Annotated in this window: 17 protein-coding genes and 2 tRNA genes; 11 read left to right on the forward strand and 8 right to left on the reverse strand. The window is 39.2% G+C overall.

Features of this window, described 5'->3' with window-relative positions; genetic code table 11:
- The first annotated feature begins 182 nt into the window (after positions 1–182).
- Positions 183–2,798, forward strand: a complete 2,616-nt coding sequence (gene gyrA, locus ABE954_RS08960) for a DNA topoisomerase (ATP-hydrolyzing) subunit A (protein WP_042844411.1) — start codon at positions 183–185, stop codon at positions 2,796–2,798.
- A gap of 218 nt (positions 2,799–3,016) precedes the next feature.
- Positions 3,017–5,803: a two-component system sensor histidine kinase RcsC gene (rcsC, locus tag ABE954_RS08965; RefSeq protein WP_230233540.1), complete on the forward strand. Its 2,787-nt coding sequence runs from the start codon at positions 3,017–3,019 to the stop codon at positions 5,801–5,803.
- 68 nt (positions 5,804–5,871) lie between these two features.
- Here the strand turns inward: rcsC and rcsB are convergent, their stop codons facing one another.
- Together rcsB and rcsD are read right to left on the reverse strand one after the other, a co-directional pair.
- The gene (gene rcsB, locus ABE954_RS08970) at positions 5,872–6,522 is read right to left on the reverse strand and encodes a response regulator transcription factor RcsB (RefSeq protein ID WP_004259923.1); all 651 of its coding nucleotides are present in this window, start codon (positions 6,520–6,522) and stop codon (positions 5,872–5,874) included.
- Position 6,523: 1 nt separating this feature from the next.
- The gene (gene rcsD, locus ABE954_RS08975; RefSeq protein WP_371025855.1) at positions 6,524–9,223 is read right to left on the reverse strand and encodes a phosphotransferase RcsD; all 2,700 of its coding nucleotides are present in this window, start codon (positions 9,221–9,223) and stop codon (positions 6,524–6,526) included.
- A gap of 212 nt (positions 9,224–9,435) precedes the next feature.
- Between rcsD and ABE954_RS08980 the strand changes: the two genes are divergently transcribed.
- The 3 genes from ABE954_RS08980 to lpxL all read left to right on the forward strand — a co-directional run bounded on the left by ABE954_RS08980 (position 9,436) and on the right by lpxL (position 11,005).
- Positions 9,436–9,523, forward strand: a tRNA-Ser gene (locus ABE954_RS08980).
- A gap of 5 nt (positions 9,524–9,528) precedes the next feature.
- A tRNA-Thr gene (locus tag ABE954_RS08985) sits at positions 9,529–9,604 on the forward strand.
- Positions 9,605–10,081: 477 nt separating this feature from the next.
- A complete protein-coding gene (gene lpxL, locus ABE954_RS08990; RefSeq protein WP_048607488.1) occupies positions 10,082–11,005 on the forward strand; it encodes an LpxL/LpxP family Kdo(2)-lipid IV(A) lauroyl/palmitoleoyl acyltransferase in 924 nt (307 codons plus the stop codon).
- 521 nt (positions 11,006–11,526) lie between these two features.
- Here the strand turns inward: lpxL and gltP are convergent.
- Together gltP and ABE954_RS09000 are read right to left on the reverse strand one after the other, a co-directional pair.
- The gene (gene gltP, locus ABE954_RS08995; RefSeq protein WP_048607486.1) at positions 11,527–12,834 is read right to left on the reverse strand and encodes a glutamate/aspartate:proton symporter GltP; all 1,308 of its coding nucleotides are present in this window, start codon (positions 12,832–12,834) and stop codon (positions 11,527–11,529) included.
- 484 nt (positions 12,835–13,318) lie between these two features.
- Positions 13,319–13,984 carry a GntR family transcriptional regulator gene (locus ABE954_RS09000; protein ID WP_166686850.1) on the reverse strand — a complete coding sequence of 222 codons (666 nt, stop codon included), beginning with the start codon at positions 13,982–13,984 and terminating at the stop codon, positions 13,319–13,321.
- A gap of 403 nt (positions 13,985–14,387) precedes the next feature.
- Here ABE954_RS09000 and ABE954_RS09005 point away from each other — a divergent pair, with 403 nt between their 5' ends.
- The 5 genes from ABE954_RS09005 to ABE954_RS09025 are packed head-to-tail and all read left to right on the forward strand — an operon-like array spanning position 14,388 to position 20,578.
- Positions 14,388–15,629, forward strand: a complete 1,242-nt coding sequence (locus ABE954_RS09005) for an NRAMP family divalent metal transporter (RefSeq protein ID WP_042844404.1) — start codon at positions 14,388–14,390, stop codon at positions 15,627–15,629.
- Positions 15,630–15,643: 14 nt separating this feature from the next.
- Positions 15,644–16,420 (forward strand): LamB/YcsF family protein, encoded by a 777-nt coding sequence (locus ABE954_RS09010; RefSeq protein ID WP_129466091.1) that lies wholly within the window; start codon positions 15,644–15,646, stop codon positions 16,418–16,420.
- Complete coding sequence (locus ABE954_RS09015; RefSeq protein ID WP_371025856.1) at positions 16,420–17,226, forward strand: putative hydro-lyase; 807 nt, start codon at positions 16,420–16,422, stop codon at positions 17,224–17,226. The genes ABE954_RS09010 and ABE954_RS09015 overlap by 1 nt, the downstream gene beginning before the upstream one ends.
- A 9-nt stretch (positions 17,227–17,235) precedes the next feature.
- Positions 17,236–18,840, forward strand: coding sequence for a 5-oxoprolinase/urea amidolyase family protein (locus ABE954_RS09020; RefSeq protein ID WP_210790310.1), 1,605 nt, complete (start codon positions 17,236–17,238; stop codon positions 18,838–18,840).
- Entirely contained in the window at positions 18,818–20,578 is a 1,761-nt protein-coding gene (locus tag ABE954_RS09025; protein WP_371025894.1) for a biotin carboxylase N-terminal domain-containing protein, read from the forward strand. Before ABE954_RS09020 ends, ABE954_RS09025 begins: the two co-directional genes overlap by 23 nt.
- Before the next feature lie 41 nt (positions 20,579–20,619).
- On the opposite strand, the gene ABE954_RS09030 is transcribed toward ABE954_RS09025, so the two are convergent.
- The gene (locus tag ABE954_RS09030; protein WP_048607480.1) at positions 20,620–20,889 is read right to left on the reverse strand and encodes a hypothetical protein; all 270 of its coding nucleotides are present in this window, start codon (positions 20,887–20,889) and stop codon (positions 20,620–20,622) included.
- A gap of 361 nt (positions 20,890–21,250) precedes the next feature.
- On the opposite strand from ABE954_RS09030, the gene ABE954_RS09035 reads away from it, so the two are divergent.
- The gene (locus ABE954_RS09035) at positions 21,251–21,793 is read left to right on the forward strand and encodes a DUF924 family protein (RefSeq protein ID WP_371025857.1); all 543 of its coding nucleotides are present in this window, start codon (positions 21,251–21,253) and stop codon (positions 21,791–21,793) included.
- 75 nt (positions 21,794–21,868) lie between these two features.
- On the opposite strand, the gene ABE954_RS09040 is transcribed toward ABE954_RS09035, so the two are convergent.
- From ABE954_RS09040 to ABE954_RS09050, 3 genes are all read right to left on the reverse strand, one after another.
- Positions 21,869–22,462 carry a molecular chaperone gene (locus ABE954_RS09040; protein WP_042844396.1) on the reverse strand — a complete coding sequence of 198 codons (594 nt, stop codon included), beginning with the start codon at positions 22,460–22,462 and terminating at the stop codon, positions 21,869–21,871.
- Positions 22,463–22,719: 257 nt separating this feature from the next.
- On the reverse strand, positions 22,720–23,496 hold the full coding sequence (locus tag ABE954_RS09045) for a DmsC/YnfH family molybdoenzyme membrane anchor subunit (protein ID WP_042844395.1): 777 nt from the start codon (positions 23,494–23,496) through the stop codon (positions 22,720–22,722).
- A gap of 1 nt (position 23,497) precedes the next feature.
- The gene (locus ABE954_RS09050; protein ID WP_042844394.1) at positions 23,498–24,115 is read right to left on the reverse strand and encodes a DMSO/selenate family reductase complex B subunit; all 618 of its coding nucleotides are present in this window, start codon (positions 24,113–24,115) and stop codon (positions 23,498–23,500) included.
- Positions 24,116–24,119 lie beyond the last annotated feature (4 nt).

Raw genomic sequence — 24,119 nt, forward strand, 5'->3', positions numbered from 1 at the left:
GACAATAACTGAGTTATCGCAGCTATTCATTGCATAACCTTCAAGTTTCGGACACATAAACTTAATTTTCCGCTATTATACATAGCTTGAAAGACAAATACCCGTCTCTTATTTTTATTAAATTGGCGAATTGTGGTATAGTTCTACTCTTTGAATCCGAAGTTATGAGGGACAGTGGTTCCATGAGCGAGATTGCCAGAGAAATCACACCAGTTAATATCGAAGAAGAGCTTAAAAGTTCGTATTTGGATTATGCAATGTCCGTTATTGTCGGCCGTGCACTTCCGGATGTTCGAGATGGACTGAAGCCAGTACACCGCAGAGTACTATTTGCGATGAATGTATTGGGAAATGATTGGAATAAACCCTATAAAAAATCTGCCCGTATAGTCGGGGACGTCATCGGTAAATACCATCCACATGGTGATATCGCTGTTTATGAGACTATCGTTCGTCTTGCACAGCCTTTCTCTATGCGTTACATGCTGGTGGATGGTCAAGGAAACTTCGGTTCAGTTGATGGAGACTCAGCTGCGGCAATGCGTTATACGGAAATCCGTATGGCGAAAATTGCTCATGAGCTACTGGCTGATCTTGAAAAAGAAACCGTTGATTTCGTTCCAAACTATGATGGAACAGAGCAAATTCCTGAAGTAATGCCAACGAAAATCCCTAACCTTTTAGTTAATGGGTCGTCAGGTATTGCTGTTGGGATGGCAACTAATATTCCTCCTCACAATTTAGGGGAAGTTATAAATGGTTGTCTTGCCTATATAGAAGATGAAGATATCAGTATTGAAGGTTTGATGGAGCACATACCGGGCCCAGATTTCCCGACTGCTGCCATCATCAACGGTCGTCGTGGTATCATCGATGCTTATCGTACAGGGCGTGGTAAGGTTTATATCCGTGCTAGTGCAGAAGTCGAAGTCGATGAGAAAAGTGGCCGTGAAACCATCATTGTCAGCGAAATACCTTATCAAGTGAATAAAGCTCGCTTGATTGAAAAAATTGCTGAACTAGTCAAAGACAAACGTGTTGACGGTATCAGTGCATTACGTGATGAGTCAGATAAAGACGGCATGCGTATTGTCATTGAGGTAAAACGTGATGCGGTGGGTGAGGTTGTCCTAAACAACTTGTATTCATTAACTCAGCTGCAAGTTTCTTTTGGCATTAATATGGTGGCTTTACATCAAGGCCAACCAAAAATACTGAATCTAAAAGATATTATTGCTGCTTTCGTTCGTCATCGTCGTGAGGTTGTTACACGCCGTACCATTTTTGAACTGCGTAAAGCACGCGATAGAGCTCATATACTTGAAGCGTTAGCGATTGCATTAGCGAATATTGACCCAATTATCGAGCTGATCCGTAAGGCACCAACGCCAGCAGAAGCCAAAGCAGGGCTGATAGCAAGGTCTTGGGACCTTGGTAATGTGGCTGCGATGCTAGAGCGTGCAGGTGATGACGCGGCTCGTCCAGAATGGTTAGAAGAACAGTTCGGTGTTCATGATGGTCAATATTTCCTTACTGAACAACAAGCACAAGCTATTCTTGATTTGCGTTTGCAAAAGTTAACGGGTCTTGAGCATGAAAAATTACTCGAAGAATACCGTGAACTTTTAATTCAAATTGAAGCTCTGTTATTTATTTTGCGCAGCCCTGAACGTTTGATGGAAGTTATTCGCGAAGAATTAGAAATTATTCGTGATACATATAATGACCCTCGACGTACTGAAATTACCGAGAATACCGCGGACATCAATATTGAAGATTTAATCAATCAAGAAGATGTGGTCGTTACGTTATCTCACCAAGGTTATGTGAAGTATCAGCCTCTGTCTGATTACGAAGCACAGCGTCGTGGAGGGAAAGGTAAATCGGCAGCGCGGACGAAAGACGAAGACTTTATTGAACGCCTCTTGGTTGCCAATACGCACGATACCATCTTGTGTTTCTCAAGTCGTGGTCGCTTATACTGGATGAAGGTTTACCAATTACCAGAGGCCAGCCGTGGTGCTCGTGGTCGTCCAATCGTTAACTTATTACCACTTGAACAAAACGAACGCATTACAGCTATCTTACCTGTACGAGAGTACGAAGAGGGCTACAACGTGTTTATGGCGACTGCAAGCGGTACGGTGAAGAAAACGCCTTTACAAGAATTCAGCCGTCCAAGAAGCGCAGGTATTATTGCGGTTAACCTAAATGAAGGTGATGAACTCATTGGTGTTAATTTGACCGATGGCTCAAATGAAGTCATGTTGTTCTCTGCGCAAGGTAAAGTGGTTCGCTTTGCTGAAGATGCAGTAAGACCGATGGGGCGCACTGCAACAGGTGTTCGTGGTATAAAATTAATGGATAACGATAAAGTTGTCTCTTTAATTATTCCTCGAGGGGAAGGCCATATCTTGACTGTAACAGAGAATGGTTACGGTAAACGTACTGAAGCAGCAGAATATCCAACAAAATCACGTGCAACTCAAGGGGTTATCTCCATTAAAGTGAGTGAACGTAACGGGAATGTAGTTGGCGCCATTCAAGTCGATGACACTGACCAAATCATGATGATCACTGATGCAGGGACGTTAGTTCGTACTCGAGTGTCAGAAGTCAGTATTGTTGGTCGAAATACTCAAGGTGTTACTCTGATTAGAACTGCCGAAGACGAAAAAGTTGTTGGCTTACAGCGCGTTGCTGAAACGGAAGATGATGAAGGTTTAGATGATGAAAATGTAGACGAAAACACCATGGAAAATGGTGTGGATGATGCAGACATCAATGAACAAGATTAATCATTTCGTTTAATCTACTCAACGGGCAGCCGATCACGCTGTCCGTTTTACTTTTCTAATTGATATCTCTCATGGTTTTTATTACTTTTCATGTTTATCGCTTTTTTATCATGTGATCGAGTATAATTAACGGTCATGGTATCGAATATACAGGAAGGCGCTTGAGATATTTACCCTCGTTTAAAACATCACTTAGACTCTCTCGAGATTTATTTCGTATCCTCGGCTTGATGTTGTGGGGGATGGGCGTTTTTATTACTTTATTTTTTCTTTATTCACAATTCAATGAGTATAAATCTGACATACGTCAGCAATTTTATTCAGGGCATGAGAATCTTCAGGCTTATATTCAACAAACCGGTGCGACCTTAAATTCTATTCAGTCAATGACTGAACAATATAAAACTAAATTACAAGAATCTGGGAATGGAAAGGCTACATCTACAAGTTTTATGGATTTGCCTAGTGCATCAAACTATTCTTTTTATAAATTAACCGCCGATACAGATTGTGATTATTTTAGGAATAGAGCTGAAAATTATTTACATGCTTTCGAACAATTAAATTATTTCTGGAAGGATAGTATTGCGGCTCCACAAGCCTTAAATCATGTATTTTTAGTCGGTTCAAGAAGTTATTGTATGGTGGATTATCCGATCCGTTCTACAATATCCGATATTGAGATATTGAAAAAAGTGAGTTATGAGAGTGTACGCACCTATCAGGGACTAAGGCTGAGAGGCAAAGAGCGTAATTTGTTCACTATTGTGCATGGCGCCCAACCCGATAACGGCCAAGTCTATCTAATTCAACCTGTTAATCATAAAGAGATGTTGCTTGCTTTTATTGGTCTAGAACGCTCAATCAATTTGAATCAATTTAATATAAGTAAAAATAAAGCAGTTGAAATATTGATGGTGAATAATTATAACCAACCTGTTTTATATTCACCGGTAGATATGAATCCTAAAAGTTCAGCACTGTTGAATATCGCAGAGCCTTCTTTTTTTGGCTTTAATTCTGATTATTCAAAATTAATTTTTAAGAAGCGTTTAGCCCCTTCTCAAGTAACGGTTATTTTCTCAATAGCAACATCTCAAATACTCGCGAGCTTAGAAGATACTATCTTCTACGGGGTAATACTTAATATTTTTACAGGTGGGCTTATTTTCTTTCTAATCTGGTTGTTAGAAAGAAAAATGTTGGAGCCAGCTGCGAATACCGCTATTCGCCTCGAAGAACATGAACAATTTAATCATAAAATTGTGGCCTCCGCGCCTGTGGGGATCATTATCTTACGGTTAACGGATGGTGGCAATATTCTAAGTAATGAGCTGGCTCATGATTATTTTCGCTTATTAAGTGATGATGATAAGCAGCGGATTTTGACAATTATTCGCCAGAAAGCGAGTAATTATATTGATGTTGTGACAACAAATGGTACACATTTACAGATCAGCTTTGTGAATTCTCGTTATCAAAATGAAGATGTCGCGATTTGTGTTTTAATTGATATCAGTATCCGTGTGCAAATGGAGAAATCATTGCAAGATATTGCTGATGCTGCAGAGCAAGCAAACCATGCAAAATCGATGTTCTTAGCAACGGTAAGCCATGAATTAAGAACACCGCTATATGGGATCATCGGTAACATTGAATTATTGCAACGTTATGAGTTATCCGAAAAAGCAACGCGTTTAGTGTCCACAATGGATAATTCTTCTTCATTACTGTTGCAAATCATCAGTGATATTTTGGATTTTTCTAAAATTGAATCTAAACAATTGAAAATAGAAAATAAACTTTTTAATTGTCGGGAAGTATTTGCATTTGTATTAGCTAACTATTTGCCATTAGTGACCAAGAAAAAAATATCGTTGTATTCTTATATTGAGCCTGACATTCCTGATTTAATTCTCAATGATTCAGTACGGCTACAGCAAGTGGTTTCTAATATTGTTAATAACAGTATTAAGTTTACGGAATCCGGTTTTGTACTGTTGTATGTTTGGAAAGATGAGAATTATTTGAAGGTCGAAATCCGAGATTCAGGGATAGGCATGACTCAAGCAGTGGTGATGCAATTATTTGACCCATTCTTTCAAGTACATGACCAAAACAATACCGGACACAAAGGAACAGGTTTAGGTTTAGCTATATGTGAAAAACTAATCAACCTAATGGATGGTGATATAGAAGTTAGTTCCCAAATAGGTCTTGGAAGTTCATTCACAATACGTATCCCACTTTATGGGCAAGAGTACATTAAAAAAACGGTTCCCGATTATCGTACAGGCTATCGTATTGCTATTTCGTGCCAAAACGAATTCTTAATGAATTTCCTATCACGGCTATTAGCACATGAAAAATTTATAGTAGTAACTAATAACTCTATCGACAAAACAATCGATTATGACCTGTTGATAACCGATTGTGAGCATAAAGGGGAAGTGAGAAGCACTCATCATATTCAGTTGTCGAGCTTCTACGCAGGTGATCTTTATGAAGCAAAATCAAATGAATGGGTTTATAACACATATCAATTAGATAAGTTACCCGTATTAATTGATAAAGTTATTATGAAAACCGTTGAGAATTCACAGAAAAATGTTAGCTCGAATGAGCAACTAATGGCAGATTTTTCTTTGGGTGAATACCATGTACTTATTGTTGATGACCATCCAATCAATCGGATGCTTTTGAGTGAACAATTAGCCAGCATCGGCTTTACAACGGGTACTGCAGTGGATGGATTAGATGCACTGAAATACTTAGATAGCCATCATGCTGATATTATTTTAACGGACGTTAACATGCCAAATATGGATGGTTATCAGTTGGCAAGAGAGTTACGCCGCTTAGAATGTAATTTACCTATTGTTGCACTAACAGCGAATGCGATGGCTGAGGAAAAACAACGCTGTATCGATGCGGGTATGAATGATTGTTTATCAAAACCAACCACTATTGCTATTTTGCGCGAGACATTGACCCGTTTTTGCTGAAAAATGAATGGAGTAAAAAATAAAAACCCGTAACCGGGTTTTTATCGTGTAGTAAAAGAACTTAAATATTACTCTGAAGGCGAGTTATCAATACTGACAGAAGAAAGATAGTTCAGTAAGGCAATATCATTTTCAACGCCTAATTTCAGCATTGCTGATTTTTTCTGGCTACTAATTGTTTTGATACTACGATTAAGCTTCTTAGCAATTTCAGTGACTAAGAAACCTTCAGCAAATAAACGCAGAACTTCACTTTCTTTTGGCGATAAGCGTTTATCACCGTAACCACTCGCATTGACTTTTTCTAACAATTTACTCACACTTTCAGGGGTAAACTTTTTACCTTTCTGTAAGGCCGCTAATGCTTTAGGTAAATCTGCTGGTGCGCCTTGTTTTAACACTATACCTTCGATATCCAGTTCTAGAATTGCACTTAGAATGGCTGGATTATTGTTCATGGTGAGAACAATAATTGAAAGGTCAGGATAATGGCGTTTAATGTATTTGATTAACGTAATACCATCGCCGTATTTATCACCTGGCATAGATAAATCAGTAACTAGAACATCAGCGTTTAAGCGTGCTAAGTTATTAATTAAAGAGGTTGAGTCCTCAAATTCACCTACGATATTCACCCATTCGATTTGTTCAAGTGATTTTCTGATACCGAAAAGAACAATAGGGTGATCATCGGCAACAATGACATTTAGGTTATTCATCTTATTGGTTACCTTCTGGCATTAGTTTTTTGACTGAATTATCCAGCATGCTAATGCATTTTCTTATTTCCAATCCGTTTTCATCTGCTATATAACGCTCTAAATCTTCACAAATTTTATGAAGAACTGTGAATTCGAGCATAGCAAAAACTCCTTTTAAACGATGTGCAGTGTTTTTCAATTCGGTCAAATCCTCAACACTTTCACTATTATACAGTTTATTAATATCTATCGGTACTGTTGTTATGAACAAATCTCGATATCCACTGTTAGCTAAAACTAATTGATAACTTTTAATTGCATTTTCCATTTCTCCATCAGGGTTAGATAATGAAGTTTGAGATTCAACCTCGTTAGGTTCTGGTAAGCGTGAACATTCATCTTCGCTATCCGAATTTTCGATAAGTAATGAAATTGCACTAATAAGCTCATCAGCAAAGTTATAATTAACCTCTATGTAGTGAGGTTGCAACTCGTGCATTCCAGAAAGATTACCATTAATTTTGATAATGTGTTCAAAACATTCTTCATTATTATCAGTGATCAACAGATCCCAATCCGTATGCGGAGAACTTTCATTTAAATCAAGAAATTCTGCGCCATAATTGGCTAAGGTATTTCTGATAATACGCGAAATATCTGCATTATGAATATTTAACCGCACGTAGACATCCTCTAATAAAGCAGGATAATCCTTAACAAGGAGTTCATTGGTCGCTGGAAGTGTAATCTCATAATGTGTGCCTATCGCATCGCTAGTACGAATCGAAAATGTCCCATTCATCCTCTTTACCAATAACTTACATAAATAAAATGTCATACCAGAACGAGTGAAGTGAGATGAATTTAGTATTTTCCCAAGAAAAGGACTTTGCAAGTTATTAAGTTCTTGGTTACTAAGCCCTGAACCACTATCTCTAATGTTAAGTAAAACGACTCTTTTTTCTGAATCATAAGATAGCGTGAAAGATATCTTCCCAAAAGAGGTTGTTGCAATAGAATAATCCCAAATGAGTTGTATTAGATGCTGTAAATAAGCCAAATTGGTTTCAATTAATGAATCAGGATTGATATTGTTATGAAAATAAAGGGCTAACCCTTTATTATTAAGACGCGATAGGTTTTGTTTCAAAAACTGATTAACGACATTTGCAATCGAAATTTTTTCACTTTTTAGTGGAGTTGTTTCTGATTCTAGCTGATTTAGCAACCCTATATTTTCAAACCAACGGTTAATATAAAATAGCTGACTTTCTATTTCTAAAACAAATTTTTGGTTGTTTTCACCTGAAATTTCAGCTAATTTAGTTAATTGGTCGTCAATTTGGATAAGGGCAGGAAGTATTTCACTACACATATTTTCAAATACAACCTTGCGCATTTGGATATTCTTTTTATATTCACGGTTGGCTAGTTCTTGGCGTTTTTGAGTGAGAGCTTCCTTGTCTTTATCTACAATAATAAACATGACAGTATTTGCTTTGGTTGCACTTTCAACAAGTACGATCTCATAAACAATATTTTCAATCGAAACCTGAATAACATCATGATTTTCGATTGCCATCTCTTTTATATGAACCAAATCCATTGAAGGTAGTAATTGATTTGCAATGTTATTGCTAAGGATTTTTTTGTTGGCATTAAAGTCGTAGACTAAAATACCATAGGCAATATGGTTAATCAGGGCATTGTTTAGCGCTTCGTTAAAATGGAGTTCTTGTAGCATGTTGGTATTGGGAGAAATAAGCCGTTTACGAATAAAAGCCATGATCAACAAAGCAAGGAAAATCATGATGAGCATGCCTGTCATTAACCAAAGGTTAAAGCTCACCATATTAAAAATAATGTTTTTTAATGAAGTATGATAATAAAGCTGATAGCTAGTCCCTTCAATAGGTTGCGAAAATATTAGGTTTGTTCCAACCCAAGAGGTATGAGACTCATTACTGCCAGTACTTGATGGGCGTGTATTAATGGTGAAAAAATCCCCATTAAGGCTTGCTGGGATCAGCGAATTAATGGAAATATCAAATGAAATAACACTGGTTAGCTGCCCTGGAGAGTTGAACATCAAGCGATAAGTATAATAGAAGAGGTTATCTGGAGAATACTTTTGTATATTAGATATAATTTCTCGTCTATCTAACAGTGTCGATTGAGTCAACATATCCGCACGCTTTTCTTCAGCAGTTAGAGTCAGATAGCTTTCCTTAAAACGTAGTTCAGGCTTAAGTATTGAATGAGTAGTTACTAAAACTAAAGTATTATCTAGCCCATTAAGATAATACATTGAGTTATATTCATTGCGTGCACCCCAGACAATCTCCATATAATCAGCTAGCTTAGTGGCTAATACATTATTCGCTTTTTTATTATTCCCAAATACAATCGCATCAATAGTTTGGTTTGCACTACTTAACCAAAAAATATCATGGCGCATTTCTGTCACGGAAAGTTTATCTATAGCAGTGGGAGTTGTTTTATCATTGGCAAGCTTATAAATGTGGCTAGCTTGGTAGCGGTAGTCTTCGATTTGATACGCTAACCTAGTGGCCATACTACTTAATGAGGTCTGGCGGTTTTGCACCCATGCTTGATAGTAGTTAAATAGTGATAAAAACAGCATCACAATTAACAACAGAATAAACGCAGCAAAAATACGTGAAAGAGTGCTTGGTTTTAATGATGATTGTTTGTACATACTGTAGCGTGCGTTCCCATAGGCTAAAAATTATTAGGTTAAAAATCATACACCTAGAGAAATGATAGACACCGATTTTGCACAGATATTACCATTATTTTTCGCAAATAGAGAGTAATTGAGTGAAGATTAGCCAAACGAAGTAAAAAAATCAATTTTTTTACTTTCAGGGGTAGACAAGGCGTCGGGATTCCTCCATAATCGCGCCCCATGGAGAGATGGCCGAGCGGTCGAAGGCAGCGGTCTTGAAAACCGCCGATGGGAAACCATCCTAGAGTTCGAATCTCTATCTCTCCGCCATATTCGCCGGCTTAGCTCAGTTGGTAGAGCAACTGACTTGTAATCAGTAGGTCACCAGTTCGACTCCGGTAGCCGGCACCAAATAAGAACCCGTTATCTCATAGAGATAACGGGTTTTTTCTTGCTTGTCATTCAGGTCATTCTACTGCTTCAAATAGTCGATGGGACATATTTGAGCCATCACAGAACATTAGCTTGTCGACCTTCATTGCATACTCAGTTAGATGATTTAGTACTAAATAGGTATCGCTTCCCACTCTCATTTTTCCAACGTTAGCCGTTGGTGCCTCATATTTCCTCTAATCACTGCCATGCTTTAATATGAGTAGGTAAAAACTATTAGTGTTTATCTGGTAAAAGTATAACGTGAGAAAATATTTGGTTGCTTATTCATAGCTGAGGGTAGTGTTTATACGGATTATTGATATAATACTCACTGTTTAAGTCAGCTTATATTGTTGTGGCATTCATTCGTTATGGCATTCATGTTGAATTTAACAGACGAAATGCAGTCTAAAATAGCGTGCATTCTGCAAAGGCGAAGTATTGGGAGATATAATGTACGCCACAAACCCGTTTTCACTGAAGTTGTTCCATCCAAAATATGCAGTAACATGGTTAGGGGTATCTCTTTTATATTTATTGGTACAGTTACCTTATACATGGCAAGTTTGGTTAGGGGCCTTCTTGGGGAAAAACTCAAGGTATTTTATTAAGCGAAGAGTCTCAATTATAAAGCGAAATTTAGAATTATGTTTTCCAAATAAAAGTAAAAAAGAAATTGATGATCTAGTCACCGAAAATTTAAAATCATTAGGTATTGCTCTATTCGAAACTGGAATAGCATGGTTCTGGAGTGATACAAAAGTTAAAAAACTGTTCCAAGTTAAGGGAATGTCAAATTATTTGGATGCAGTGGCCAAAAATAAAGGTGTGATTATTGTTGGTGTGCATTTTATGTCGCTAGAGCTAGGTGGTAGGATCATGGGGCTCTGTTTTCCTGTTAATGCGATGTACAGGCCACATAACAATAAAGCAATGGAATACATCCAGACTCGAGGCCGCTGTCGCTCCGGCAAAGGAATGATTGACCGGAAAAATCTCAGATTCATGGTTCAAGAATTAAAAAGCGGTAAAGCAATATGGTTTGCTCCAGACCAAGATTTTGGTAGAAAAGGAACTATCTTTGCCCCATTTTTCTCGGTTAAACATAGTTCCACATCAAAAGGGACATCAACCCTTGCTCAACTGTCACATTCGCCAACTCTTACTGTTACGTTATTAAGAAATAAAAGCGGCGTTAAATATGACTTAATACTGGGAAAGGAAATACTTGGATATCCGACAACAGATGCTTTGCTGGATGCTACAACGATTAACTCAGTGTTAGAAGCAGAAATAAGAAAGGCTCCTGAGCAGTATCTTTGGGCTCATAGGCGTTTTAAAACTAGACCTGAAGGGGAGGCTTCACTGTATTTATAAATTTGCTATTCAGTAAATTTAAATCAAACAGTGAGATAACCTGTTTAAATATTATGATTAGTAAGTGGTGAGTATTTTTTGATGCTATTAAAGCAAACCCACCAAATATATGACTAATGGTTTTATTGTAAGAAAGTCTCGCATAATACGAGGCTTTCTTATTAGAACCAGTTGTGTAGTAATAAAAATGATAATGAAAATATAAAAAGTACCATAAGATGCTGGAGTAATTTTAAAAATAAAAGGAATCTTCTTAATTGGTTCATTCTTTCCTGCTTGTACTAATTAAAAATGACTTATTTAGCGTAGTAAAGAAATGAACAAAAAACGAATATAAAATAATTTTTTGAAAAAGTGTGATGTAAATTAAATTTTATTAAGTAAGAGGTAAGTATAAATAACTAAATTAAGTGAGTTTTATAAGGGATTTATATTAGTTGATTAATGGTGATATAAAAATAATAAAAATGCTCTCTATAAATTAATATAAAGAGCATTATCCTTTTTATATATTTAAATGGCTAAAAGGATTGTTCATATTCAAGTGCTTTTTTCTTATCATATTTGTGTTCCCATTTTGCAACTACTAGTGCAGCAAGGGCATTACCTACCACATTAAGGGCTGTCCGGGCCATATCAAGAATACGGTCGACACCAGCGATGAATGCAAGGCCTTCTAATGGGATACCCACACTGCCTAAGGTGGCGAGAAGAACAACAAATGATACACCAGGAACCCCTGCAATCCCTTTAGAAGTGATCATTAATGTGAATACAAGTATTAATTCTTGTCCGATAGAAAGCTCAATACCATAGAGTTGGGCAATAAATATCGCAGCAATACTTTGATATAATGTTGAACCATCTAAATTGAATGAATAACCAATTGGAATGACAAAACTGGTAATCGATTTTGGTGCCCCGTATTTTTCCATTTTATCCATAATACGAGGGAGTACTGTTTCAGAGCTTGCTGTTGAATAAGCAAGCAATAATTCGTCTTTTAATATTTTCATTAAGGTGAAAATATTTATTCGACAGTAACGAGCGACTAAGCCCAATACAACCACCGCAAAAAATATAATTGCGCAGTGGACAAGTATGACTAATTTTAATAGTGGGACTAATGATGAAAAGCCGAAATTAGCGACAGTAACTGAAATTAAGGCAAATACACCGATAGGGGCATACATCATGATCATGTTAGTTACACGAAACATGGTTTCAGAAAAAGTCTGTAGCACATCAAGTAATGGTTGTTTTTTCTCTAAAGGCAAAGAAGAAAGCCCTAAGCCAAATAAAACAGCAAAGAAAATGACTGGAAGCATATCACCACTTGCCATTGCTGAAAAAATATTACTAGGAACTAAAGTCAGAATAGTATTAATAATCCCTGAAGGGTGGCTTGCAACTTCTTGGGTTGTTTTTTCATACTGGGATATATCGACTTGTGTTAATTGTGACATATCAATACCAACACCGGGTTGGAATATATTGGCGAAAGAGATCCCGACAATAATAGCAATGGTAGTAATAACCTCAAAGTAAACGATAGTTTTAAACCCAAGGGACCCTAGCTGCTTTGTATTTCCAACCCCGGCTATCCCTACTATTAGAGTAGAAATAACAATAGGAACAACGATCATTTTAATTAATTGAATAAAAATCTTACCAGCTGGAGATAGAATATTCAGAATAAGCCAATCTTTGTATTCAGTATTATCATGTAAAAGCGCCCCAGCAATAACGCCTAAAATGAGAGCTACCAATATTTGCCACCCTAGGCCAAATTTAAATGGTTTCTTTTTAGTTACTTGGTTTAATGTCATAGTGGAATCTCATTGTATAAATAATATTTATGTATATGCTTTTTTATTATCATAAATTTTATAACCAATATTCGATAAAACTACAACTATTAACTCGAAAAAATAGAGTGATTACATTGGGTGATTTATTTCATTATGTATATTTTGTTATTATGTTATGTATAAACAAGTAATTATGTAAAAATATATGACTAAATGTATCTCTTAAGGAAGGGGAGATGTTAGAGACGTGTGTTGTGTTTAAGTAACTATTGGTTATTATTTTTTTAATTAATTATGTTATTAATGTTAATTAATTTGTCATAAGACTTAATTATGGGAAGGTAATGACTTAAAGTGTTTGATTTGTTGCAGGGAATAGAAAATATAATATAAAAAATAAATTTGAGGATATTATTAATTAACAATTAGTTTTTGGCGATTATCTAACTGCCGAAAAATTAATCGAATCTATGTTGTATTATCCCGTAAAAAATATTCTGCATTAATTTGTTGAGGATTGGCTGCGCTTATATGCTGCAAGTAATGTGCGCTCTGATAAATCAAGGTAGCTACGTAGGGCACTGGCTGCTTCTACATTACGACCAGAGTCTAATAATTCAAGAATAGATTGGTTTTTATCAATATAAGGGGCATAGAGAATTTTGGGGTCATTAAGGTGACCAAATGCTAAGCGTAATTCTGCTGAAACATTACGATACAGCTTAATTAGGCGTTCGCTATCTGATAACTCGACAATCGCGGTATGAAACTGCATATTTGCGGTTCCTACACCAACCCAATCTTCTATTTTTTCATGCTCACGTGCACAGCTGACTGCCTCTTTCATTTTTTGAACCGCGGGGTGTAAAGCATATGCATGAGTGAGTGCATCACACTCGATTAAGCGGCGTACTTGATAGATGTCAATAATAGCAGCCATATCAGGCACAGAAACAAATACGCCCCTATTTGGTGCGTAGGTAAGTAAGCCTTCTTGAGTGAGAACCCTAAACACTTCCCGCAAGGTGTTGCGTGAAATATCTAACACTTCACTTAATGTTGCTTCAGATAAGCGCTGACCTGGAGTGATTTCTCCCACCGTAATTTTATAGCGAATAGTTTCTGCAATAGTCACGGATAAGGTTTGTGCAACAGGTTGTTTTTTCATAAAAAGAATAGTTTTAATTTAGCGATTAAATGAGTCGCTATATTCACATATTCGAGTTAGAGCGGCAAGTTTCCTTGCACAATGAGCACACTAGACTCATTTTTTGCACTGATATAGTGAAATTAAATAATTTTGCATCATTTTGGTGCTGATTATTTTGTAAGAAAGTAGACCGACTTCAATAATTTGTTAAAAAAGTGATCACGTCTTGGTTTTTAAATCATCAATAACGATTTTTATTGATTGTTTATTCAGCATCTCATATTAATTGTTCAACAATCCATTAAAGATAGATTAACAATATCTATAACAAGTAGAACAATGGCACGATAATTGCCTCAATGATCATGACATCAACAATCACATCAATAATTAAAACAATAACTATTAGAGGAGTATGCATATGGCCGCTCAAGAAAGCGCATCAACGACCGCAGAGTATGTGAAAAGCCGCCGTTCTTCATTAATAAGTGCAATTTTTTTGATGGCAACTTCTGCCATAGGTCCTGGATTTATTACACAAACAGCAACCTTTACTGTCACATTAGGTGCGGCATTTGCGTTCGGTATTTTAGCGTCTATCGTGATTGATTTTGTTGTTCAGCAAAATATATGGCGAGTCGTGACATTAACGAAAATGCATTCATCAGAAATTGCTAATGCCACAATCCCAGGAAGTGGCTATTTACTTGCCATATTGGTTATTTTTGGTGGGCTTATTTTCAATATTGGTAATATTGCTGGTGCAGGTTTAGGGCTAAATGCACTTGTTGGTCTCGACCCAAAATGGGGAGGGTTAATCAGTGCATTGCTGGCGATTTATATTTTCTCATCCCGTAAAGCAAGCACATTTATTGACAGGCTCATTATTGGGTTAGGTGTAGTGATGATTGGCCTAACGTTATTTGTGGCTATTGCATCAAACCCACCTGTTGGCGAGGCTCTACGTCAAAGTGTATTACCGGATACGGTTGATTTTGCCATGATAACCACCATTGTCGGGGGAACCGTTGGGGGATATATCTGCTATGCAGGCGCGCACCGCTTATTAGATAAAGGTGCAGTAGGGATTGAAAATATAAATATTGTGTCGAGTGCAGCAACCAAAGGCATCTTAGTTGTTGGTTTGATGCGCTACATTTTATTCCTTGCGATCTTAGGTGTGGTTGCAAGTGGTGTAACGATTGATATTTCAGGGCATGCGGCTAACCCTGCATCTCAAGCATTTCAGGCAGCAGCAGGTAACTTTGGTTTACGTATTTTTGGCTTAATTTTATGGGCTGCGGCACTGACCAGCGTGATTGGTGCAGCTTATACATCAATGAGTTTTTTAACGGCATTTAAATCATCAATTACCGAAAGGCAGCGTAATGTCGCGACCATCCTATTTATTGCTATTTCATTAATTGTTTATTTATTTATGGGAACAGCGCCTGCCGCATTATTAGTATTTGCAGGTGGTTTCAATGGGTTAATCTTGCCTATTGGATTGACCTTGTTTGTTTATATTGGTTGGAAAAGAACTGATTTGATGTCGGGATACCACTATCCACGTTGGTTATTATGGTCTGGGGTTATTACCTGTGCCTTAACTTGGTATATGGGTGTTATGTCTGTTAGTACAATCTTTAATTATCTGAAGTAACCCAAGGGGCGATGATGAAAAAACAAATCGATTTAAACAGTGACCTCGGGGAAAGTTTTGGTCAATGGAGTATGGGGAATGATGCAGCGATCCTTCCCGTGGTTAGCAGTGCTAATGTTGCTTGTGGGTTCCATGCGGGGTCACCAGAAGGCATATTAAAAACACTGCAAGCGGCTCAAGATAATGGGGTTGTGGTCGGTGCTCATGTTGGTTATCCCGACTTAGTTGGTTTTGGTCGTCGTAATATGGATATTGCTACTGATGAATTAATGGCGGATGTTATTTACCAGATTGGCGCTCTGCAAGGGCTAGCAACCGCCGTTGGGACTCAAGTACGTTATGTTAAGCCCCATGGGGCACTGTATAACACGATTGCTCATGATAAGCGCCAAGCGATGGCTGTGATTAATGCAATGTTAGCTATTGATAATCAATTGATATTAGTCGCATTAGCGGGCTCGCCATTGATTGTATGGGCAAGAGAAAGTGGGTTGAATGTGGTGGCTGAAGCCTTTGCGGATAGGGCTTATAACAGTGATGGCACGTTAGTTTCACGTCGATTAGAAGGCGCAGTTTTACATGACCCGCAATTAGTTGCACAACGCATGTTGCAACTGGTTAACGAAGGCGGGGTGATGTCAATTGATGGCCAATTTACTCCGATTGAAGCTGGGTCGATTTGTGTACATGGGGATAGCCCCGGTGCGTTAGAAATGGCACAGGAAGTACGTAATGTATTAGAAAATCAAGGCATTGAAATTCAGGGTTTTGTGCATAGAAGGGATAGCTAATGACGCAACTTATGAAGGCATCGCAACAAGCGATTGATGCGGCACGCGCCGCCAGAGAAGCTATTCGTAGTGGTTATGATAAACCAACAGCAGGGCTTGCCCGCGGAATGACACAAGCCAATATGATAGCCTTGCCCCGTGACTGGGCGTTCGATTTTTTATTATACGCACAGCGTAACCCTAAGAGTTGCCCAGTGCTAGATGTATGCGAAGCAGGGAGTTGGCAAACAAGCCTTGCAGACGGAGCTGATTTACGGACAGATATTCCACGTTACCGTATTTGGGAAAATGGGCAGTTAGCTGCTGAAATTACAGATGCGACAGAGATTTATCAACAACATCCAGATTTAGTCACCTTTCTTATTGGTTGTAGCTTTACATTTGAAACGCCAATGATTGAGGCGGGTATTGATATACGGCATATCACTGATCAATCGAATGTCCCCATGTTTAAAACGAATCGATTATGTCGCCCCGCGGGGCGTTTGCAGGGGGAATTAGTTGTTTCAATGCGCCCAATCCCCGCTGACCGCATCGCGGATGCCGTGAGTATTACTGGGCGCTTTCCCGCGGTTCATGGAACGCCTGTTCATGTTGGTGCACCTGAGCAGCTTGGTATTCAGGATATTATGCGCCCTGATTTCGGTGATGCCGTCAGAATTGAAAAAGGGGAAATTCCGGTATTTTGGGCATGCGGAGTGACGCCACAAGCGGCAGTAATGAAGTCCGGTGTTCCTTTTGCTTTGAGTCATGCACCCGGTTATATGTTTATTACTGATGTTCCTGATGCTGCATATCATATATAGAGGTGCCCATTGCGATTTTTACCCGTCAATTTAAGTGCCTTCATGGTTGAATTGGATAGCCTTGAACAAACAATGGCACTGACAGACTCTTTAACAGAGATACCAATTCATGGGGTTGAAGAAATAATCCCCGCAGCGCGAACCATTTTAGTCCGCTATAACCCGTTTATTGCGGAAGAAGACAACTTGGTTAAATTGATTTCCTTGAGGGATATCACCAAAGCTAAAGCTCACGCTAGCAAGCTTGTGACAATTCCTGTCCATTATAATGGGCAGGATTTACCTGATGTTGCCCAGTTCCTCGGTGTTTCTGTTGATGAGGTGATCCGGCGACACACACAAAATGAGTATCAAGTTGCTTTTAGCGGTTTTGCGCCGGGTTTTGGTTACATGGTTTCTAAGCATGCTCAGTTAAATGTCCCAAGGCGCCAATCACCTCGAGTGCGGATACCCGCAGGTTCAGTGGCTTTGGCTGGGGAGTTTAGTAGTGTTTATCCGCAAGCAAGCCCCGGGGGCTGGCAGTTAATTGGTGTAACCGAGTTATCAATGTGGGATATCAACCGCCCTGAACCAGCCTTAGTGCAGGCAGGGACTCGGGTCAACTTTGTTGATGCACAGAAAAGTCAGGTTAGTTATAGCTTACCCACAAAGAACCTAAGCATAGAGCAACCTGAAAATACGAAAGCAGACATAATCGTGTTGGCTACGGGTTTACAGACGTTATTCCAAGATTTAGGCCGAGTAGGCCAGTCGGCATTAGGGATTTCAGAATCCGGTGGTATGGACAAATCAGCACTACGTAGTGCTAATCGTATTGTGGGGAATTTATCTGACGCAGCGGTATTAGAAATTACTCAAGGTGGCTTTAAAGCTCAAATAAATAGAAATTTAGTTGTTGCTGTTACAGGCGCCTCCTGTGTGATTGAGGTGACAACCGCTAGCAATCAACAATATCAAGTTAATCCTTATCAACCTGTACATTTAATCAAAGGGGATGTGATTAAACTTGGGAGTCCAAATAAAGGTGTACGCAGTTATTTAGCTGTACGGGGTGGGTTTAATGTTAAACCTATTTTATCCAGTTGTTCATTCGACACTTTGGCACAGGTTGGTCCTGCGCCTCTTAGGGTTAATCAGGCACTAAGCATTAAGACAAGCTCACCGATATCAGCAGTTTCTTTATCAGAAACCCCTGCATTTGATTACCCAGATGCAGATGATGTTGTTGTGCTTGATGTGGTTTTAGGCCCTAGAACTGATTGGTTTACAGAGCAAGCCATTGATAAGCTAACAAATCAATTGTGGCAGGTAACAGCCGCATCAAATCGTATAGGTTTGCGTTTGTCAGGTGAGAAACCTTTTGAGCGTAAAAAATTACAAGAATTGCCGAGTGAGGGGACTTGTATAGGCGCTATCCAAGTTCCTGCGAATGGCCAGCCAGTTTTATTTTTAAATGACCATCCATTAACCGGGGGTTACCCAGTTATTGGGGCCGTATGTGAATATCATTTAGATTTAGCAGGGCAAATTCCTGTCAATGCAAGAATACGCTTTAATCCACTTGGTGAATTTAAAGAATTACATGGGAGTGATGGTACTGATGAACAAGAATAAAAAGACACACAGAGTATTGATTGCAAACCGAGGTGAAATCGCTGTGCGTATTATTCGTGCTTGCCGTGATTATGGTTTCCAGTCTGTTGCGGTGTATGCAGACAGCGATATTGATGCATTACACGTTAAAATGGCAGATGAGGCATATGGGCTAAACGGGAACTCACCTGCACAAAGTTACTTAAATATTGAAAAGTTAATTGAAGTCGCTCAGAAGTCAGGTGCGACGATGGTGCACCCAGGTTATGGCTTTTTGTCTGAGCGTGCGGAATTTGCCCGTGCGGTGAATGATGCGGGTTTAATATGGATAGGACCAAGTGCGGAGAGTATTGATATTTTAGGTGATAAGGTTCAGGCTCGCCATATTGCTATGCAAGTAGGAGCCCCACTGGTTGTGGGGACGAAAGACCCGGTTATTGATGCGCAGGAGGTAGTTAAATTTGCTCATCAACACGGTTTGCCTATCGCAATAAAAGCTGCGTTTGGTGGAGGTGGTCGAGGTCTCAAAGTCGCGTGGCAATTACATGAAGTTGAAGAACTTTATCATTCTGCTGTACGCGAAGCGGTTGCCGCTTTTGGGCGTGGTGAGTGTTTTATTGAACAGTTTTTGCATAACCCGCGCCACATTGAAGCACAGGTGATTGCAGATACACATGGTAATGTGCTGGTGGTGGGGACAAGGGATTGTTCATTGCAGCGTCGTAATCAAAAATTGGTCGAGGAATCACCCGCGCCATTTTTATCTGAGGAACAACAGCAACAAATTATTAAATCCTCAACAGATATTTGTCGTAAAGCTGGCTATGTTGGCGCAGGCACTGTTGAGTTTTTACTGAGTCAGGACGGGACGTTATCATTCTTAGAGGTGAATACTCGGCTACAAGTTGAGCATCCGGTAACTGAGGAAACGGCAGGGATTGATTTAGTGATTGAGCAATTACGTATTGCCGAAGGTTTACCTTTAAGTATTAATGAGACTCCGAAGCCTCGCGGTCATGCTTTTGAGTTCCGAATTAATGCGGAAGATGCAGGTAATGGTTTTTTGCCAACACCAGGGACAATTACAACTTTTGATGTTCCAACAGGGCCTGGAGTTCGTATTGATAGTGGTGTTGCTGCTGGTACGACGATCCCAGGGACATTTGATTCGTTAATGGCAAAACTGATAGTGGTGGGAAATACGCGAGAACAAGCTATTTCACGCGCCCGTCGCGCTTTAGCAGAGTTTAAGATTGAAGGGGTCGCATCGGTATTACCGTTCCACCGCGCGGTCATGGAACAAGCCGACTTTTGTGACCGTTTTAATGTACATACACGTTGGATTGAAACAGAATTTAGTGTGGAGATCCCCCCTGCAAAGCGCCAAATTCCATCTGCAAACCATCAATTGACTCGCACCTTTATTGAAATTGATGGCAAACGTTGTGAATTAGGCTTACCGGCGCAGTTAATGTCCGGCCTTACCGCAAATAGTGTGTCTCCAACTAATATGATACCACCTAACGGTGAGCTTCAAGCTGCTAGCAACCCTGATGTGGTGAATGCGCCTATCTCCGGTGTGTTGTTTAACTGGTTGATCCCTCAGGGGGACAATGTCGTAGAAGGGGATGTTATTGGCGTAATGGAAGCGATGAAAATGGAAGTGCAAATTATTGCTCATCGTACTGGAACGCTGAAATACCATGCAAATAAAGGTGAGTTTATTGAAGCGGAATCTCCAATTGCTGAAATTATCTAACATGTAATAGTTGTATGGCTTGGGCTGGAAAACGGCTCAAGCTAACGAGACTGGCGCTTAGGTAACGACCTTAATGGTGGGTGTGGTGCAGGAACCGCATGTTGTTCTTCAACGGCCATCTCTTCACTATCACGATAAACCTCACCGCAGAGAAAATAAAGGTTTGGTCGTTTTGATTCTAAGTATTTTTTTCGGCTGACACATTGCTCTTGTGTGAAAATGGTTTCAGTCACGGGCAATGCATCACATGAATCTGTGCCGCAAGGACTAACCCATAATGCCCAACCAATAAGTACCATATGTCCTGCCATTTACATTGCCTTCCTTAAATAAAACCAATATGAAACGCTGATGAGTTATTACGACTATTGAGTATCGGCGGCACCTGATTTACTCACACATTATAAGTGGAATTCTAACATTGAGTTAAATAAATGTATGTATTTAGACATGAAGAATGGCCATATTGACACTAAACAACAAATAGCCAGTGGTAAAAATAACGGTTACAAAATTCACGAGTAGTCAGTGCATGATTTTTTAGTGATAGCACGCAAAGAAACAAAATAATTATCTGCAAATAGCCATTTTTAGAGCTCAAGCCTATTAATTAAAGTGATTTTTAACTAGGATTTAAATAACCTCTATTAAGAAAAGTGATAGGAATAAATTATGAATACCATGGAAGACGTGCTTTCCTTTTGGTTTGAGGAATCTACGCCCAAACAGTGGTTTGAGAAAAGTGCTAAATTTGATTTGGCGATAGCACAGCGTTTTTCGCAAATCTGTGAGCGTGCAGCTAAAGGTGAGTTGGCTTATTGGCGAGCGTCTATACGGGGGCGGTTAGCGGAAATCATTGTGTTGGACCAATTTTCACGTAATTTATGGCGCGATACGCCAAGGTCTTTTGCTCAAGATGGTATGGCATTAGCTTTAGCTCAAGAGGCGATTAAACAGCATGATTATAATTTGCTGACCTTATCACAACGTAAGTTTATTTTGATGCCTTATATGCATTCGGAATCTAGCTTTATTCATTTGCAGGCTGTTGAACTATTTCGCATGTTAGGTGATGACGCGACTCTGGATTATGAAATGCGCCACAAGGCTATTGTTGATAAATTCGGGCGTTACCCGCATCGCAATAACATTTTAGACCGGGTATCAACACCAGAAGAAGTTGCATTTTTACAAGAACCTAACTCTTCATTTTAGAGGCACTTGAATAAATGCATTGCTAAATGGGCCCTCAGCTATCTATTGAGAAGCTCATTTAGCAACATTAATCATTTAGCGAAATAATTCAACTTTCGCGGGGGATAACCCTAATTCTTGTTGTAGTGATTTTAAATATATCTCAGTGATTTGGGCTAGGCATGGATAGAACAGTGTTTCTGTTTTGGACTGCTGAACGAGAGCTAAGTAACGGTACGCCCAAGGTAATAAATGTTGCTCAAATAATACCGTGATTGCGGCTTCTTGCCCTTGTTCTGCTAAAGCTGAAATTGCCATCATCATTAAACCAAATTGGTCTTCAGGCTCACGGACCCCAGTATCTGTAACTAACCCTTTGCTTTGTAAGAAATTACGATATTCTGCCGTTGATTCACCCATGACAGTATTGTCATGCTCTAAGTATACTGACCCCCATGGTGGAGCTGGCATACTACCTTGTCCTTCAAATAGGATTGAATAATCATAGCTAATTTCATCTGCTTGTATTGCTGATAATTTGGTGCAAAGTTCTTGTATTTGTTCTGCGTCTTGCCATGAATATAGGGTCGGGATTTCAGGTAACACGGGGAATAAGTTTTTTAAAGTTTCGGATTGGGGTGAATAATAGAAGCAAGCACCCAAAATGCGCAGTAATGTCGTATCAATCATTTTATATCCGTTAATTTATCCGTCATATTTTGAGCTACAGCAGTGTTGACTGCGCTCGTCTATTCAGGCCGCATACTAATGTATGCTTTCTCAGTTATATTCATTTGCCTCCTAGCTGTCATTCAAACTATTTAGGGTAAACGAGTTAAAGCACAATATATCTGGCAGCTTGAATTTAGTCAGGGCAATGAAATTAAAGTAAAGAACCCCAAATGGGGTTCTTTGATAAACAACTATAACATAGTAACAACAATAGGTTACATGGTGATTTGCCACAAGTTGTAGAACGCAATACGACCGGCAAGTTCAGCTAGTAATACTGCTGCTGCACAGGTGGCTAAAGTCGCTTTTGGTGCGCGTTGCTTTAAGGCCATACCAACGAAAGCCGCTAAGGCGATTGCCAGTACAACAACTTGAAATCCCCAAAAACCAGTTTGTTCACTACTCAGTGCCGGACCTGTTTCGGTTAAGAAAGCTTGGTAACTAGCTCGGCTTGCAAAAATAGCAAATGTACCGACCAGAAACGATGCAATACCTAAACCTCGAGCACCAATAACAATAGCTAACGCACCGCCACCGACTAACATGGTCATCCACATTTGTAAGGTGGTGTAGCCCGTATTCCAGTTAGCAATAGTTGCGATATTGTAGACTTGCGGGATTGACCAAACAAAAGCAAGCCCTGAGATCACCGCAGCAATATTTGCCAGCTCACGCAATAGCGTGTGCTTGAAAAATAAGGTGAAAAACAGTGTTGCGGCAGCACAACCAACAAAAACGCCACTTAAGAAGGCTTCATTACTCATTGGTGAGCGGCCAACGCCAAGCAGCATATTGAAGAAACGTAGGGGTTGCCCTACGTGTAACCCACCGATACCTAAGCCGATGATCATGATGATAAAGGCAATAATATTGGCTGTTTTTAATTGGTTATCGTCAATCGAACCCATTTTACGGCTTAAATAAGCAAGCAAGAAAAGCCCAGCGGCTGATTGTCCTAAGACAGTGAAAAAAACCAGTGGTAATTCATGCATTTTACACCTCCGCAGGGTTTTTTAGTTCGCCACTTTTATCGCCAAATGGCTTCGCATCTTTATGTGGCTTAATGACAATATTTGGGTTTGTTAGGCTAGGATCTGGCATTGGAGCAATACCACATTCAGTGCCATGTAGTTCACGTAGAACATTAATATCATCAAAATCTAAAGCACGCTGTGGGCAAGACTCAACACAAACGGGTTTCATTCCTTGTGCCACTCGTTCATAACATCCGTCACACTTGCTCATCAATTTTTTCTTTTCATCAAATTGCGGTGCACCATATGGACATCGCAATTCACAGTAGCGGCAACCAACACAAATTGATTGGTCAACAACGACTAAACCATCTTCTTCCCGTTTATGCATGGCGCCTGTTGGGCAACCCGCGACACACGTTGGGTTTGAGCAATGGTTACATGAAATAGAAAGATAGTAATTGAAAACGTTTTGCTGCCATATACCATCTTGTTTTTGCCAACTACCACCACCAAACTCATAAACACGACGGAATTTGGGGCCTAAATCTAAATCTTTTTCATCCTTACAACTGACTTGGCAAGTTTTACAGCCAGTGCATTTTGTGGAGTCAAAGTAAAAGCCATATTGTTTCATCATT

Origin of the sequence: Providencia sp. TYF-12 (assembly GCF_041344805.1) — a bacterium.
GTDB classification, from domain to species: domain Bacteria; phylum Pseudomonadota; class Gammaproteobacteria; order Enterobacterales; family Enterobacteriaceae; genus Providencia; species Providencia huashanensis.

Coding starts and splice junctions, on each gene's coding strand:
- gyrA (WP_042844411.1), top strand. CDS start 183: ATGAGCGAGATTGCCAGAGAAATCACACCAGTTAATATCGAAGAAGAG.
- rcsB (WP_004259923.1), bottom strand. CDS start 6,522: ATGAATAACCTAAATGTCATTGTTGCCGATGATCACCCTATTGTTCTT.
- rcsD (WP_371025855.1), bottom strand. CDS start 9,223: ATGTACAAACAATCATCATTAAAACCAAGCACTCTTTCACGTATTTTT.
- lpxL (WP_048607488.1), top strand. CDS start 10,082: ATGTACGCCACAAACCCGTTTTCACTGAAGTTGTTCCATCCAAAATAT.
- gltP (WP_048607486.1), bottom strand. CDS start 12,834: ATGACATTAAACCAAGTAACTAAAAAGAAACCATTTAAATTTGGCCTA.
- ABE954_RS09000 (WP_166686850.1), bottom strand. CDS start 13,984: ATGAAAAAACAACCTGTTGCACAAACCTTATCCGTGACTATTGCAGAA.
- ABE954_RS09005 (WP_042844404.1), top strand. CDS start 14,388: ATGGCCGCTCAAGAAAGCGCATCAACGACCGCAGAGTATGTGAAAAGC.
- ABE954_RS09010 (WP_129466091.1), top strand. CDS start 15,644: ATGAAAAAACAAATCGATTTAAACAGTGACCTCGGGGAAAGTTTTGGT.
- ABE954_RS09015 (WP_371025856.1), top strand. CDS start 16,420: ATGACGCAACTTATGAAGGCATCGCAACAAGCGATTGATGCGGCACGC.
- ABE954_RS09025 (WP_371025894.1), top strand. CDS start 18,818: ATGGTACTGATGAACAAGAATAAAAAGACACACAGAGTATTGATTGCA.
- ABE954_RS09030 (WP_048607480.1), bottom strand. CDS start 20,889: ATGGCAGGACATATGGTACTTATTGGTTGGGCATTATGGGTTAGTCCT.
- ABE954_RS09035 (WP_371025857.1), top strand. CDS start 21,251: ATGAATACCATGGAAGACGTGCTTTCCTTTTGGTTTGAGGAATCTACG.
- ABE954_RS09040 (WP_042844396.1), bottom strand. CDS start 22,462: ATGATTGATACGACATTACTGCGCATTTTGGGTGCTTGCTTCTATTAT.
- ABE954_RS09045 (WP_042844395.1), bottom strand. CDS start 23,496: ATGCATGAATTACCACTGGTTTTTTTCACTGTCTTAGGACAATCAGCC.
- ABE954_RS09050 (WP_042844394.1), bottom strand. CDS start 24,115: ATGAAACAATATGGCTTTTACTTTGACTCCACAAAATGCACTGGCTGT.